Source organism: Micromonospora krabiensis (genome assembly GCF_900091425.1).
Taxonomy (GTDB): domain Bacteria; phylum Actinomycetota; class Actinomycetes; order Mycobacteriales; family Micromonosporaceae; genus Micromonospora; species Micromonospora krabiensis.
The window spans coordinates 4,141,964-4,156,946 of the sequence record NZ_LT598496.1; the positions used below are offsets into that span (position 1 = coordinate 4,141,964).

The following is a 14,983-nucleotide window of genomic DNA, read 5'->3' on the forward strand; positions in this document are numbered from 1 at the left end:
AACACGAGCAGATTCACCTCCTACCGGGCCACCGCAGCCGGCTGGAACGAGCGACTACGAGGCACCAACCTGCTCGGCAGCACGGCTAGTGCCACGTCTGTTCGCGGTTCGCGGCACGGGTGGCCAGTATCGGCGGACGGTGCGCTCGGACCGGCCGATTCTGGCGGCGATGTCGGCTGGGTGCAGAGACGGATCCTGGCGGTACCAGTAGGCCACTGCCCCGGCGGTGTCGGGCGGCACCTTTGCGCTGCGTCTGCCGTCGTCCGGGTCCAGGTCATGTCCCTGGTCCTGGACAGAGGCCCGTTCAGCGTTCCCCTCGTCGGCCAAAAGACTCACTCTGTCCCGCTCGGCGGAGTTCCCGAGCGGCGTGACCAAAGAGTCGCTGGTGCGGGATCTGCCAGCTCCAGGTCGGTTTCCGTCGAGGCGACAGGGGTCCATCGCCCGCAACTGCGTTGTCTCCCTGGCTGCCGAGGCTTCATCGCCGGCACGGTCGAGGTGAGCGCCCTCTTGGTCGCGCGCTACGACCAGTGGGGGTTCGGGTGCCACTTCTTCGATGCCGCTCTCACCGGCCGGCGCGGGCGCGGGGAAGTCCGTTGCCGGAAGGTCGCCCTCGTCCGCAGAGATCGCAGCGTCCTGTCGTGGCATCGGCGATACGTCGCAGTCCTGGGCAAGCTGCGCTGCACGGATCGGTCCTGATGCGGGGACGGGTGCCTCCTGGTTCGGGGATTCGGCAATCGGGGACTGCGTTTCCGCTGGCATGGCAGCGGGTTGCTGGCCGTCGGCCGGGCTGAGGGAGGGGGTGCGGATCCGGCCCGCGATCTCGACCAGGCTGATGCTGGCCACGACGACCAGTCCGTCGACGGAGATGGGCAGTAGGTAGGAGGCGGCTGCGTCGGTTTCGCCGTAGCGGGCGGCGACGCCGACCATGTGCCAGTAGCTCACCCAGGCGGCGATGCCAGCGATGCCAGCGGCGGCGATCAGCCGCGCGGCGGCTAAGCCGCGGCGGTCCGCGGGTACTCGGGAGATGAGTTCGACGGTCAGCAGCAGCGCCAGCGGCGGCCATGCGGCGATGACCTGGCTGATCAGGTTCGGCCGGGCGTGCAGGACGTTCGCCGCGATGGACGCGGCGACGCCGAGGGCGAGCACTGCCCGAACGGCCCACCGCAGACGGGTCAAGTGCCGGGTGTCAACCTCGGCTATTCGCGGGGTACGGGCGGAAGTGTGCTGGGGTAGCGGGGTGGCGGTCATGCGGCGGCTCCGTCGGCGGGCAGGGGTGCCGGCCGCAGGTCGGGTCGGTGGGCGGGGCGCTGGATCTGAGCGACCAAGTGGTCGGCCAGGGTGATGGTGTCGTCGCTGGGTTCGGCGTCGATTTCGCCGAGGGCGCGGGTAAGGGCGCGGCGCAGGCTGCGGATCGCGTCGAGGTGCCCGAGGGCTGCCCGGGCGCGCATTGCCTGCTGGTACAGCTCTTCGGCGTACGGGTTGTGGCCGATCGCGGCGTCGAGGACGGTGAGCTGCTCGGCGGGGTTGTCGGCGAGGGCGTCGACAAGGGCGAGGTAGGCGTCGAGTGCCTGCTGCCGGACCGCTTCGCGGTAGGGCTCGATCCATTCGTAGTCGGCGCCGTCGGCCAGGTGCCCTTGGTAGGTGTCGACCGCGCGGCGCAGCGCGGCGAGGCGTTCGGCCGGGTCGGTGGCCTGGTTGGCGTCGCGGATCGCGGCGCGCATGCGCCACAGGTCCACGTCGATGGCGTCGCGGTTGAGGACGTACCGCTGGTGGGGGTGGGTGAGGTAGGTGCCGTCTCCCGCGGTGCGGCGCATGATGGTGCGAAGGTCCGACACGTAGGTGTAGAGCCGGCCGGGTGCTTTGTTGGCGGGGGCGTCGGGAAGCAGGTCGTCGAGGATCGCCTCGGCGGTGGCGGACCCGTCGTGGACGGCCAGGTAGACGAGCAGTTCGAGGGATTTCTTGCGTAGTGTCGGCCCGGGCGGCGTATCAATGATGGCGGCGGCACCGAGCACGGCGACCTGGACCCGACCGTGGCTGGTCTCCTCGCTGCTATGGGCCGCGCCGTCGGTGTCCGGTTCCTCAAGAGGCCGCGTGGTCGCACCGTCGCTCGTACCGAGGGCATGGGCGTCGGTGGACAAGGCTGCCCGGGCGGCCGGGATGTTCTCACTGTCGGCGCTGTCCGGTGTTGTTGCCGGGGCGACGGTCACAGGTGTCGGGTTGGATGCCGGCAGGTGTTCGTCGCGGAAGGGGGCGTCGGGTGGCGCTGACTCGGTGCCGGGAAGGGGTTGCGTGTCTGGTGCGGCTCTCGTGGCTCGGGCGGGTTCGGTTCGGGCGGGTGCCTGCGGCTGGCCGGTGTGGGACTCGGCGAGGGTGACGAGCAGGTCGTTGGTCTCGGAGAGGGTGAGGACGGTCAGCCGGCCGATGTCGGCCGGGTGACCGCCGTCGCGGGAGCCCTCACCGTCGGCGCGGCTGGTGGTGCCGTCCGCGGCGACGACGACGGTGTCGCCGTCGGGCCATGCGCCCAGCAGCAGACCGTGGATGTCCAGGCGCTGGCCTTGGGCGAGGAGCGCGGCGATGCGGGTGCGCTGGTGGCAGGTGTTAGCGTCGGCCAGCAGCAGGACCGGCGGCATCGGCTCCTCGGTCGGGTCCGCCGCGCGGGCCTCGGCGACGGTGTCAACCTCGTGGGCGTCGACGATGCGGCTGCGGTGCAGGGTCTGCGCCTCGAGCAGGTCGAGTGCCTCGTCCAGGCCACCGGTGACGGTCAGCCGCGGCGTGCGGGGCAGCGCGACGGCACCGGTGCCCAGTAGCGCCGACGTGGTCGCTGACGGCATGACCAGCCATGTGCGCTCGTCCGGTGCGTCGAGGCCCCCGGCGGCTAGGGCGGCGGCCATGAACCCGCGGGCTGCGGCCTCCGCGCCGGGACCGGTGAGTCCCAAGCCGGCGGGCGGCCAGACGGCGGCGAGCGGGTGCGCCAACGACGGCACCAGCGGGCGGGGCCCGCATCTCGCGACGGCTGAGGGTGTGCCGGACTCGTCCTCGTCGTCGGCTTCGGTCGGGCCAGGGCTGTCGTGGTCAGGCCGTTCGGAGTGCTCCACGCTGTCGTCGGTAAGGTCGTTGGTCGCGGGCTGCTCGCCGTGGCGACCGGCGGTGATGGTGCGGCGGCGGATCTGGTGGATCACGGCCGGCATGGGCGCCAGGTCGGGGTCGTCGAGGCGCGGGTCGACCGAGACAGGGCGGCGCGTGTAGCGGTGTCGGCGGTGTGCCCAGATGAGGGCGACGGCGGCGAGGATAGCGGTGACGAGCCCTGCGTCGAGCCAGCTGCCGGTGTCGAGTGTGACCCCGCGGTCAGGTCGCGGCGTTGCCGTGTCCGGCTCGTCGCTCGCGTCGTGGTGGGTGGGCGTGGTCGAGGCGCGTGAGGTGGATGCCTGGTCGCCGGGCGTGGTGGTGCCTGTGGTCTCGCGTGCGCCTGGTGCGATGCCGTCGTCTCGGTGGTGTGGCGCCGGTGTCGTCGGCTGGGCAGGCGGTGGTGGGGCGGGCGTCGACGGTGGCGCGGTGGGACCGACTGGTGGTGGCGCGGTGCCCCTGACCGGCGGATCGGTAGGTGACGTCGGCGATGCGGGCGTGCTGCTGGTGTCGGCGGGTAGTCGCAAGGCCCAGCCGGGGTGGATGAGGTCCGGGTCGCGCAGGGTGCCGCCGACCTGCGGGAAGTGGGTGCCGCGGTTAAGGGTGAAGATCTCCGGCCAGCGGTTGGCGTCGCCGAGGCACCGGTGGGCGATGGCCGACAGGGTGTCGCCGCGACGCACGGTATAGACGCCGTCCGGCGACCCGGCGTCTCGGGCGGTCGGATGCGGGACAGGTGTGCCGCTCGGCCGCGCCGAATGGTCGTCGTTGATGCCGCCGACGGTGGTGCTGGGCGGGGCGGCGTGCGCGGCGCCTGCCGCGGTGGTGACGGCGGTGGCGCCCAGCAGCGCGGCGGTGATGCCCTGCACGGGACCAGGGACGTGCAGCGCCGGCACGCCGCTGAGACGACGGGCCACCGCGCTGTAGGCGCGCACGAGAATGGTGGTGCATAGCAGCAGCCACAGGGCCGCCGCCGCGGCGACGGTAAGGGCCAGGAGGAAGCCGCTGGTCATCGGTTGGGCGACCCACTGCCGGAAGACGGCCGGTGACGGCAGCGTCGGCGTCCATACGCCGATGCCAGCAAGGACGACGGGCACGGTCGCCGTACTCAAGATGGATATGGTGATCGCGGCGGTGCGCGTCGATCGGGTTGACACCGGCCCCTCCTCCCTACGGCGGATGCGCTGTCCTGCGGTGTTCACCCGAGGCAGCGTGGCCCGGCGACGGGTGAGGCGGTTGACGGCGACGCTATGGCCGCCGGAGTGCCGGTGGGAGTCGCTGGTGGCTGACAGCACCTCACAACACCTCACACGACCTCACACGCGCAGGTCAGCGCTGTGGGCCGTAGCGGACGGTCAGCCCGCGGGGTAGCCGAGGGCTACTCCATGGAAGGGGCTTGCGACCCGGGGCCGGACAGCGCCGGGATGGGTGACTGGGCGATCATCCAGCGCCGGGCGGGAGCCGCTCGGGTCACAGGTGACGCGAAAGACGACGACCTGATGGCCCGAGTTCTGGCGCCCCCGGGGCTCATGCGTACGTCAGGGCGGCAGGTCGTACCGGGCGTGACCGTGCCGGATTGACTGCGCACCGCCGGGGTGGCAGCGATATTCCTGGCGATATCCATGGCCCGACAGCTGGCGACGGAGGCCCTGACCGGGCTGCGCTACCCGAATGACGACCGAGGACTCCCCTGCTGGGGCCATCAAGAAGGTAGTGGGCGTTACCGGGTGCGGATGGCGGGCTGACCTGTCAGGGTGGCTGTCGTGTCGGCCCGGTCGGTGGGGAGGATGCCCGCTGCGGCGAGGCGACGGGTGTAGTCCTCCCGTAGGTGGTCGGCCGCGTCGTGGTCGCCGAGGGTGATGAGTGCGCGGACTGCCCGGGTGTGCAGGTCGGCGTTGTACGGGTCGACGCGGATGCCGCCCTGCAGCAGGTTCAGGGCGCGGCGGGGGTCGGGTTCGGCGGCAGCGGCGGCGAAGTGGGCGTCGATGACGCCCCGGCGCAGGGTCTCTCGGACGGGTTGGAGCCATGGCCAGGTACGGCCGGCGGCGAGAGTGTCGGGGTAGGCGTCGATGACGGCCTGCCAGGCGGCGGTGGTGTCGGTGACCGCGGTGGCGGCGTGCTCGATCGCGGTGTGGAGGCGCCACAGGTCGACATCCGCGTGCGCGGGGTTGAGACGGTAGCGGTCGTCGGTGTGCTCGATGAGGTTCAGGCCGCAGGCGGTGTGGACGTGGCGGCGCAGCTCGCTGAGTGTGGTGTAGAGCCGGCCCGTCAGCGAGTGCCGGGGCAGACCTGGCCAGATGGCAGCGGTCAGCTGCCCGGCGGCGGCTCCGTCGGGATGCGCGGCGAGGTAGACCAGGACCTGGACGGCCGCGGTGCGGCGGATGGCCATCGGTTCACCGTCGACGAGCAGGGCTGGCTCTCCCAGGACCCGCAGCGTCAGCCGCCGGGGCGGGCCCTGGGCGGCGGGCGGGCTCTGTCGGGTCGGTTGCCGCGGCACCGGCCGGCCCGTCGCGACGGGGTGTGGGGACGAGTCGGTCGTAGGGGTGGACGGTGGCGGGTTGGTGTAGGCGATCACGGTGAGCAGGTCGGTAGCCGCCGTAGCATCGAGGACACACAGTCGGGGTCCGGCCCACCCAGGCCGGCGCGGGTCGTGGGTGTGCCCCGCGGGGTCAACGTGCCACGTTGCCCCGGCCGGCCACTCTCCCAGCACGACCACGGTGGCAGCCCTGGCGGCCGTCGCACCAGCCAGCAGCTCCAGTTCCGTACCGCCGGGTGCCGGGGCTTCGACGATCAGGACAGGCGCGAGGTGGGCAGCGCCTGCCGTCTCGTCGGTGTGCCGTCGTGGCTTGTCCGGTGACGCGTCCGGGTGGGCGTCGGGCCGAGGCTGGAGCGAGTGGACCGCCTCGTCGATGCTGTCGACGACGCTCATCCACGGCAGGTTCTGGCCGAGCGTTTCGGCGGAGCCGAGGAGATTGGTCAGGACGGTCCTGGTGATGACCAGCGGCTCCGTCGGATGGCGTTGTCCCGCGAGCAGGCCGCTGACCAGCAGCCCTCGACCCGCGGCCAGGGCGCCCGGCCCGTCAAGCCCCACCCCCGCGTGGGGCAGCACGGCGAGGAAGGCCGGCAGCCCGCCCGCTCCCGCCGACGCCGTTTGCGTACTGGCGGCGTCGGCGGGCCGGGCGGGGTGGTCGGCGAGGGCCGCCTGAACGGCGACAGCGGTCGGGGGCAGCGGGGCCAGGTCCTGGTCGTCTCGTGCGAGCGGGGCCGGTGGGCGGGGCCGGTAGGTGCGGCGGCGGCGCAGCCAGACCAGGGCCCCGGCCGCGGCGACCTGCTCGGCGACCTCGCGGGGCAACCAGCCACCGGACACGGCGATCCCGGCGTCGCTCACGACACCCCGGTCGCCTGTCGTGGTGTCACCCGGATCGTCGAAGGTTCCCGCTGTCAGCGGATGCGGTGGTTGCGGCGGCGCTGTGGTCACCGCGTTGGCGCTGACGCCGAACACCGCCGCACCGGCCATCCCGCTGGCCGTGGCCTGCAGCGGTGTGGGCAGGGGCAGGTGCCGCAGCCAGGAAACGGTCGCGCGCAGGCGGGTCAGCACCCGGATCGTCACCGTGTAGGCGAGCACGAGCCAGACCAGCCACGCGGCGATGGTCAGCGCCACGGTGAGGGTTTGCGCGGTCAGGGGCTGCTGCACCCACTCCCGTGCCTGCTGAGCGGTCGGCCACCCGGCGATGGGTGGGCCGACAAGGGACAGCAACACCATCGGCGGGCCAGCCAGCAGCATGGACACGAACAGCAGCGACAGCAGGTGCCGCGGCCACCGCACCTCACCCACCTCCGCCCGGCGGCACACCGATTGGCAACACCGCTGGCGCCCCGTCGTGTAGGGGCTGGACGGGGCGGAGGATGCGGGTCCACAGCCGCGCCGCCCACCACATCGCCACAGCGATCGCGTAGATGACGGCGAGAACCCCGGCGGCCCGACTACTGACGATCGCTGCCGCGATCACCGCGAGCGGCGCGGCGAGGATGATACGGAACATCAACGGGCCCACCACCGCCATGGCCACCCCCACGCCGAGGAGTAGTCCACCGACACGACCGGCGATGTCGATCCACAACACCAGATCAGGCCACCGGTCAGCGGTCAAGGAGTACTGAATCAAGCCCATGCCGAGGGCGGCGGCGACGACCGAGCCGGTCGGCGCGGCCAGCAGCGCCGACCATCCGCCGTGCGGGGCACGCCACTGCCGGGCGGCGACCACCGCCATCGCCACGGCCATCACCACGATCGGCGCGATCGGCCACAACGCCCAACTCAGGAACCGGCCCACCGGCTGGCCGAGATACTGGCTGGCGACCACCCCGTAAAGGCCGGCGATCGCCGCGCCCAGAGACACCGCGGCGAGAATGCCGACGCTGACCCTCCCACCCTCGGTCCGGGTGCCCGGTGTAGGGCTGCGTGCGGCGATCAGAGCCCCGAGGACCGTCCCCGCGGCCAGGCACGCCAGCAACGCGAACACCGCCGCCATCGTCAACTCGCCCCAGTTCACGCTCACCCAGTAGTGCACGGTCAGGGCGCTGTGCTGCTCCGCGGTCATCAGGCACTGCCAGATCAGAGCCAGGGACGCGAAGCCCGGTACCGCGATCGTCACGGCGCGCCGCACCGGCGGCACCGCCACCTCCACCACGCCGGACGTCACCGCACCCGCGGCACCCGCACCCGCGGCACCCGCACCCGCGGCACCCGCGTCCGCGGCACCCCGGGCGGCGGCCAACCCGGGCTCGGAGACAACCGTGGGTGTGACACCCGTCTGCTCGGCGATAGCCGTCGCCAGTTGCGGCATGGAGGCGCTGCCGCCGACGCAGTAAACACCCGCCAGGTCGGCGGCGGTGAGTTCGGCGGCGGCGATCGCCTCGCCCGTCAGCTCCGCGACCCGCCGCGCGACAGGGCGGGCGGCGTCCTCGAACATGGCGCTGTTCACGACGACCGGCGGCCGGCCGGGAAGCGGCACCGTCACCGCCGGATGCACGGCCAAGGCCTCCTTCGCGGCGCGAACACTCTGCAGCACCGACCAATCGCCCCCACCGCCGGGCACGTCCTGCTCACCGGTAATGGCAACGGCGAGCGCATGGTCGACGGCGGTACCACCGGCGGCCGGGTCAGCGAGGGTCGCTAGGACCTCGAACCCGGCCGGGCCCCGCCGCAGGACCGTCACCTCCGCGCCCGCACCGACGTCACACACCACCACAAACGATCCGACCGGCCACCGCACACCGGTGGCCAGCAGGTACTCCGCGACGGCCACCGGGGCCTCCACCAGCCGCGGCTGCGGCAACCCGGCCCGGTGCGCGACCTGCCGCATCCAGGTACGCCGCCGCGGCCCCCACCCCGCCGGCACCACCACCCGCACATCCAGCACCGGCTCACCGACGACCCGCTCCGCTTCGGCCGCGACCCTGCGCAGCGGCGCCGCCGCCAGATCCAGCGCATCCACCCGCATGCCGTCGACCGTCAGGTCATCGTCGGCCGGGCGCCGCGGGCTCGGAACCAACGTGCCCGACTGCTCACCGGCGCCCTGCCGGGCCTGCTGCCCCGTCCACACCTGCCCGCCGCCAGCCACGTACACAGCGCTCGGCAGGTACGGCGCCCCATCGAACGGCAAGGCCGAGGCGCTGCCGTCAGCCCAAGCCAAGACCGCGACGGTGCTGGCACTGCCGCAGTCGATCGACAGCCGCACATCCCCCGCACGCATCTCCATAGTCAAACATGAGGATCACTGTGACGTCATCCTCCAATCACCGACAGGCACCACAACCCGGGCCCGAGCCGGATCAGCGTCGCCTTCCCAGAAGCCGCGCCGGGAATCGTCATGCTGGCCCCCTTCCCTGCCTGCAGTTCGGATACCCACAGCACCGCCCGCAGACGCTCGGCCACTGGTCACCGCGTCCGATGTTCAGGGGCCAATCCATCTCGCTGTCAACGCACCGAGGAACCAAGCATCGTTAACCGACACCAGCAGTCAGGGCCACCCATGGCTCGGGCCGCCTCTTATCGACCGGCCCTGCGCCTGTAGGGCGCGGGCCTGCCGGGCGTTCACTCCTACGACAGATCTGAGCGAGCGGATGAGTTATCCACAGACCCGCCGAGTTATCCACAGGCGGCGCTGGGCCAGAGCGTGCGGTCCGGCCGTTGGCGGATCTCACTCGAAGAGCATCCTGGCTTCCGGTAAGGCCAAGGGGACGCGGGCCTGATCAGGCGCCCTGCGCGTAGAGCATCTTGATCGCGAACTCGACGAACCTAGACCCCACCTGGGTCGCGGAGAGCAGCAGAGTTGTAGCTCACCGAGTGTCGTCATAGCCCTGTGCAGTGAGCTACTGCGCCTCTGCTGACGGCTTCTCGATTGGGATGATCGCCGCACGGACGGCGCCGGTGTGCAGTGCGCTCAGGAGCCATGCATCATCCGTGTTGCTCCGCGGCGTGGTGAAGTACACCAGCGTGGCGTCCTGTAGTAGTGACTCGTTGGTCTCGAGGCCGTTGCGGGTCGCGACGATGACAGGAGACGGGCTGTCGCCGGACGTAGCCGCCCTGGCTTCCGGCACCTCATGCAACGTCAACGGTTCGGTGCGGACACCCTGGGCGGCCAGGTGGTCGCGAACATACTCGACCTCAGCACGCAGGGATCCGGTTACCACGATGACGGGGCCGAAGCGGCGTTGTTGCAGGACCGTCTCCGTCATCGCGATCAGCCGGGGGTCTGGGCCGAGGCCTTCGAGAGAGTCAACGAGGTTCCACGCCACGTCAATCTCGCCTGTGTCGCCTGGGCTCGCCTCACGACTAGTACTGAGGAGTCTCATTAATGCCGAGTGCACGGCGGGGCGGCTGCGCCTGCCGTCTCGCTTGTCCAGCAACCTTGCTGCCTGTTCGAAGATCGAGCGCTCGGCGGGGCTAAGGGGCACTGAGTATGTCTCGGGGTTGGCGTGCCGCTCACCGCTCATGGCGATGACCTCTGCCAGGGTGAGTTCAACCACCGAGGGGTGATGGAGCCATGCGGGCATAACGCGGCTCAGCCCCTGGTCTACGACGATGGTCTGGCGAGCCTGATCAACAATGTCGAGGACAGCAGGAAGCGCTGCGTTGTCCGGCCGAGGACCAGCTTCGAGGACAGCTAGGGCCAGGGGTAGTGACTTCATCGCGACCCTTACGGGTCCGCGGCGGATATCTAGGGCGGTGGTGAGGAAGATACCGCGGTGGGGTTCGGCCGGTGGCCGGCCGGCAAGCTCCAGCGCTAGGTCGGACTTGAGGACGCGTACAGGCGCAACGTCGTGGCTCTCAAGGACATAGGCCCACTGCTCGAGCAGCGCACGACGCGACGACACGACCAGGACGAAGCCGTCAGTGGCGGTGCGGGCAATCACGTCGGCAAGTGTCTGGGTGACACCGGAACCGACAGGAGCACGCAACACGATGTGGCGCACGTGCCGGACACGGTTCAGCCGCGCAGCCAGAAGGACTTGGGCAGAAACGCGAGCAGTCACTGCACCATCCTGACTCTGCGCTGCAGCCATACCCGGGCGTTCATGACAAGGTTAACCTCGTCCGGCGTCACTGCATCACGAAAATGAAAGACCTTGTTACGGACGTCGCGCACGGGCTCGAGCATGGAGAAGACGAGCTCGCGGCTACTGCCGAACGTCCGGCTAAAGACTCGACCGAAGCGCTCTGGGCCGTTAATGACAGAGATCAACTCACCGAACGTCAGGTCCTCCAGGCGGTCGGGCGGGACGCCGTCCAGCCCTGCGGGCCGAACGGCGGCGACAAGCGCTCGGAGTTCGTCGTCGGTCGCGCATGCCCGTTGGGCCAGATAGCGAGTGGCCAGCTCGACGTCGCGCACGATCATGAATTGTCTTGTTGCGTTCCACAGGTAGCTGCTTATGTCGGCGGTGGTGACAACGGCGAGCAGCCGCTCCTCATCACCCACTAACACTGCCCCTTGGTGGTGGATCGCCTCCAACGCGTCTTCGACCTCGGAGCCGGACCTGACGAAGGTTAGGTCTTCGAGGAAGTCGCCGACCGGATAGGACAGGGCGCTGTCCTGGCGCCGCACAATGCCCAGGTTGAGCGCAAGCGACCGGTAGCTGAAGACGCCGACCACGATGCCGTTGGACGTCACCGGCATTTGGTCGAAGCCGTGACGGGCCATCAGCGCGAGCGCGTCCGAGACCGGCGTAGCGATCTCAACGGTTGCAACCTCTTGGTCAGTCGGCACCACTTGGCCCACACGGAGGAAGTGATGCTGCGGCATCATGGGGGGTTAGCCGTGCCCTTCCCTGGCGACTCTCTACGTGCCGGAGCCTTTGACTCCTGGTCGGGACGCTGCTGCCGCCGGGGGTCCTGGTTGCCTGCCGGCTCACTGCAGAGAGCCGCGCCTTGCGCACGCCGACCGATGGAGACCATCTTTTATGTCATGTCAATCTGCTAGATGAGCTTTGCGGCGGCGCCCATCTGCTGACAGCTGGAAGCTAGCGGTCGGCTACCCCCGTCAGCCAGCTATCCAGGCCGACGAGACGTCCAGATTCCATATGCCCTAGCGCCCGGCCGACGCCCCTACCGCGGGCAGGAACGGGGGCCGTATATGCGGCGTGCGGGCCAGCCGGGTTAACGTGAACGACGGCCGAGAACAAGGGGCTGTTCTGGCGGCGGACCTCGCAGGCCGCAGCGAGCCTGGCGGGATCGAACTCATTGGTAATGAGTACATAGTCGAAGTCTTCGCCAGCCTCCTCAAGCTCGGCGTAGTCTCGGAAATCGCTGACGAACTGCTCCTCGCGGTCACTTCTCACACTCCACTTGCAGGAGACGAGTGTCCGCCTGCCGGTGGCTTCGTTAACGAGGGCGAGATCTACCTGCCGGGGCTTGCTGTTGGCCCTTGGCTTCCGAAACCCCGGGACGTGGTGTAGTAGCGGGCGGACGCGAATGGTGTGGGTGTTGGCGATGGCCGGGATGCGGGTCAGGAGTGCGCTCACGGTGTCTTCGAAGCCTTCGCCGACCAAGTTCTTACGCTTGTTCTCAAGGCCGACGTGGGCGTAGACCCGCTCGGCCAGCGACCTAAGAGCGGGTGCTGATGGCCGCTGCGCGAGGAACGGATCAAGCGCTTCAGTAATGATCGACTCGAGCTCGGGGTCCTCGCCCGGCTCGGGCAAGGCCATGCCCTCGTAGGGCCGGCGTTGGCCGGAGACGGTATCCAGCAACCGCGCGCGGTTCCGGGCGGCGACATGCGCAAGATCAGCGGTGGCGTGCCGGAACAGGTAGTCGATGTGCTTGTCGAGCTCGCCCGGTGCGACCGCCAGCGCCTCTGCTGTCCAGACATGGAAGGCGAGGCTGCGTGCGTACCAGGGGCGGCCGGGCTGGCACTTGTCGCTTTCGTAACAGTGAGCCAGCCCTGTGGTGCGGTCGATCCAGAGCAGCAGGCGGTAGACGTGCCGCCAGGCGTTCTTCGGGCTAACCGCTTCGGCGCTTGAGAAGTACCGGTCCAGGAGCCGGGCGCGGTTCTCCTCGCCGAAGGCGCGGGCACTGGCCTCACTCGTCGAGGCCACGGGGGGCGCGTCGCCCAGCCCCGGTATGGTCACCTGATCTACAACCACTCGCCGAGAGTACTAGGCATGTCCATGCTTCGGCGTCCCTCAGGCAGGCGGTTGCCCGGGTACAGGTGTGGCACGCGGCGGGCGTTGTGCCATAGTTGCCCAGTAACTAACATGCGAGCTTGGGGTCTTGTCACCTGCCCCGCTTGGGTCGGATGCAGCAGACCCGGACGGAATGTACGGAACCATGCCCGACCACTTGTCTAAGCCGGGGCGCTCACGGGTGATGGCCGCCATCCGGTCCAAGAACACCAAGCCGGAGCTGATGCTCCGGCAGGCATTGCGGACCTCGGGCGCGACTGGCTATCGAATCCATCTGGCGTCCCTCCCCGGAAAGCCGGACATCGCTTATACGCGCTGGCGCCTGGCGATATTTGTTGACGGCGTTTTCTGGCACGGCCATCCAGATCACTTTAAGCCTGAGTTGGCCAGTGAGTACTGGCGAGATAAAATCGCGCGGAACCAGGAGCGGGATCGAAGCAACGATGCCGCGCTGACGGCTGCGGGCTGGACGGTCCTGAGGATCTGGGATATGCAGGTCAAGGATGACCTTGCTGGCGTTACCCGGACTGTCTCCGACGCGCTTCGGGCGCTGGGGCGGCCTGACCTGCGACAGTAAGGGGCTAGGCACTGGCCGTAGCAGGACGGGCTGGCGGCGCCTCGGAACTTGGTGGTGTCGTCGCCTGTTCGCCCTGCTCAAGACGAGCGCCGATGAGCGTTTTCACCCTTTGCGCAATGGCCTCTGCCAGCAGCGGCGGCACGGCGTTGCCTACCTGCCGGTAGCGAGAGTGCGCCTGGCCGCCGTCAATGCGTCCGGGGAGGGGTCCACGCCGTGGATCGGTAGTAAACACGAAGTGGTCAGGGAAGGACTGAAGACGCGCGAACTCCCTGACGCTGAGGGCGCGTGGCATCCGATAGTGATAAGCCGAGTCGGCCTTGGTGTTTAGCGTCCAAGCCCACAGGCCAGGGTGTAGGCGACGATATGCGTAGAAGTGGGCCCGCCCGAGCTTGCCGCTGTCAGTGCTCGGCCCCCACTTCTCGCCACTGATGTAGCGAGCGGTCAAGGCCTCAGTGAGGTCCCGATGGTTGCCGCCGGCCGGAATGCCCTTTAGCCGCGTGACCGTGTCCGAGTTTATTCTAGGGACACTGACGTTCCAAATCTTATCCTCTAACTGTTTCCGCATCAGGCGCTGGTATGCGGATTCGGCCTCCTTCATCTCCCCGATGGGCATCGCTTCCTCGCGTCGCCCCGCCTTGAGGTTTCGAAGATCTGAGAGCGCCTGGCCGGCTGAGACGACGGTAGGGTCATCTGGGTCTTCCAGGGCCTTCAGCAGGGCAGCCGCACGCACTTCGTCTCGGCGCGTCTCGATAGAATACTTGCCCTTAGCTTGGCGAACGAGGGCGAGATAAAGGGTCGCTTCGGTTCCCTTGAACAGTGGCGGAGTCCTGCCCAGGTCGCTTCGCAAGCCGACGAAGACTAGGCGCTTGCGGGTCTGCGGAACACCGAAGTCAGCGGCGTCGAGCATATTCGGCTGGACATTGTAGGCTCCGCCAAGCTCCAGGTCTTCTTTGACTTGCTCCAGCACGCCCATCTGGGCCATTCCCGGAACGTTCTCCATGACGAACGCGAGCGGCCGGATCTCTCCGACTGTCTTGACGAACTCCCGGTATAGGGAGTTGCGTGGATCGTCGATGATTCTTGAGTGGTTCCGGACTTGCGAGAAGGCTTGGCATGGCGGGCCACCAACGACAACGTCGACACCCCGTCCGGCGTCGAGGATGCTTTCGTGAACCTCAGGTAGTCTGATATCACCACAAATGGCTTGCGCGTCCGGGAAGTTGACGGCGAATGTAGCGCAGGCGTCCGGGTCGATATCGCTGGCGCCCACGATCTCGAAGCCGGCCTGCTGGAACCCCTGGGAGAGGCCGCCGGCCCCAGCAAACAGGTCCAGTACGCGTGGCTGTTGTGCGGGCAGGAAATCGACTTGAGCGCGCGGCGCCTCGTCGGCTTCGAGTCCCGGCAATGGCAGTGCCAGTTGCGTGACCACGCAGCCCCCTTCGACCCGTCTCGTCACGCCGCGTTCGCGCGGTGTCACTACAGGCCCAATTCTGGTCCTGGCCGCGCACGAGGAGCGGCCGCCGCGCCGGATGACGCGCCTGCCATATTTGATCCTCTCCTACACCCGTTCGACAAGTCGACATCTGGCTCGGCTGCCTGCCGGCA

At 69.2% G+C, this 14,983-nt stretch carries 9 protein-coding genes; 1 reads left to right on the forward strand and 8 read right to left on the reverse strand.

All coding sequences use genetic code 11. The features are described 5' to 3' along the window. Positions 1-54: 54 nt before the first annotated feature. The 7 genes from GA0070620_RS33240 to GA0070620_RS19025 form a co-directional block, all read right to left on the reverse strand. Positions 55-1,248 carry a DUF2637 domain-containing protein gene (locus GA0070620_RS33240; protein WP_091592774.1) on the reverse strand — a complete coding sequence of 398 codons (1,194 nt, stop codon included), beginning with the start codon at positions 1,246-1,248 and terminating at the stop codon, positions 55-57. Next, positions 1,245-4,232: a BTAD domain-containing putative transcriptional regulator gene (locus tag GA0070620_RS19000; protein WP_231921851.1), complete on the reverse strand. Its 2,988-nt coding sequence runs from the start codon at positions 4,230-4,232 to the stop codon at positions 1,245-1,247. The genes GA0070620_RS33240 and GA0070620_RS19000 overlap by 4 nt, the downstream gene beginning before the upstream one ends. Positions 4,233-4,840: 608 nt before the next feature. Next, positions 4,841-6,946, reverse strand: coding sequence for a hypothetical protein (locus tag GA0070620_RS19005; protein WP_157741659.1), 2,106 nt, complete (start codon positions 6,944-6,946; stop codon positions 4,841-4,843). A 1-nt stretch (position 6,947) separates the two neighbouring features. Then, positions 6,948-8,816: an Hsp70 family protein gene (locus GA0070620_RS19010; protein WP_231921853.1), complete on the reverse strand. Its 1,869-nt coding sequence runs from the start codon at positions 8,814-8,816 to the stop codon at positions 6,948-6,950. A 679-nt stretch (positions 8,817-9,495) separates the two neighbouring features. Then, positions 9,496-10,659: a hypothetical protein gene (locus GA0070620_RS19015; protein WP_157741660.1), complete on the reverse strand. Its 1,164-nt coding sequence runs from the start codon at positions 10,657-10,659 to the stop codon at positions 9,496-9,498. After that, the gene (locus GA0070620_RS19020) at positions 10,656-11,426 is read right to left on the reverse strand and encodes a CBS domain-containing protein (RefSeq protein ID WP_172836459.1); all 771 of its coding nucleotides are present in this window, start codon (positions 11,424-11,426) and stop codon (positions 10,656-10,658) included. Before GA0070620_RS19020 ends, GA0070620_RS19015 begins: the two co-directional genes overlap by 4 nt. A gap of 217 nt (positions 11,427-11,643) precedes the next feature. Beyond that, a complete protein-coding gene (locus tag GA0070620_RS19025; RefSeq protein ID WP_157741661.1) occupies positions 11,644-12,762 on the reverse strand; it encodes a hypothetical protein in 1,119 nt (372 codons plus the stop codon). Between the two features lie 184 nt (positions 12,763-12,946). Here GA0070620_RS19025 and GA0070620_RS19030 point away from each other — a divergent pair, with 184 nt between their 5' ends. Next, entirely contained in the window at positions 12,947-13,378 is a 432-nt protein-coding gene (locus GA0070620_RS19030; protein ID WP_231921855.1) for a very short patch repair endonuclease, read from the forward strand. 4 nt (positions 13,379-13,382) lie between these two features. Here the strand turns inward: GA0070620_RS19030 and GA0070620_RS19035 are convergent, their stop codons facing one another. Beyond that, positions 13,383-14,807 carry a DNA cytosine methyltransferase gene (locus tag GA0070620_RS19035; protein WP_231921857.1) on the reverse strand — a complete coding sequence of 475 codons (1,425 nt, stop codon included), beginning with the start codon at positions 14,805-14,807 and terminating at the stop codon, positions 13,383-13,385. Positions 14,808-14,983 lie beyond the last annotated feature (176 nt).

Coding starts and splice junctions, on each gene's coding strand:
- GA0070620_RS19020 (WP_172836459.1), bottom strand. CDS start 11,426: ATGCCGCAGCATCACTTCCTCCGTGTGGGCCAAGTGGTGCCGACTGAC.
- GA0070620_RS33240 (WP_091592774.1), bottom strand. CDS start 1,248: ATGACCGCCACCCCGCTACCCCAGCACACTTCCGCCCGTACCCCGCGA.
- GA0070620_RS19030 (WP_231921855.1), top strand. CDS start 12,947: ATGCCCGACCACTTGTCTAAGCCGGGGCGCTCACGGGTGATGGCCGCC.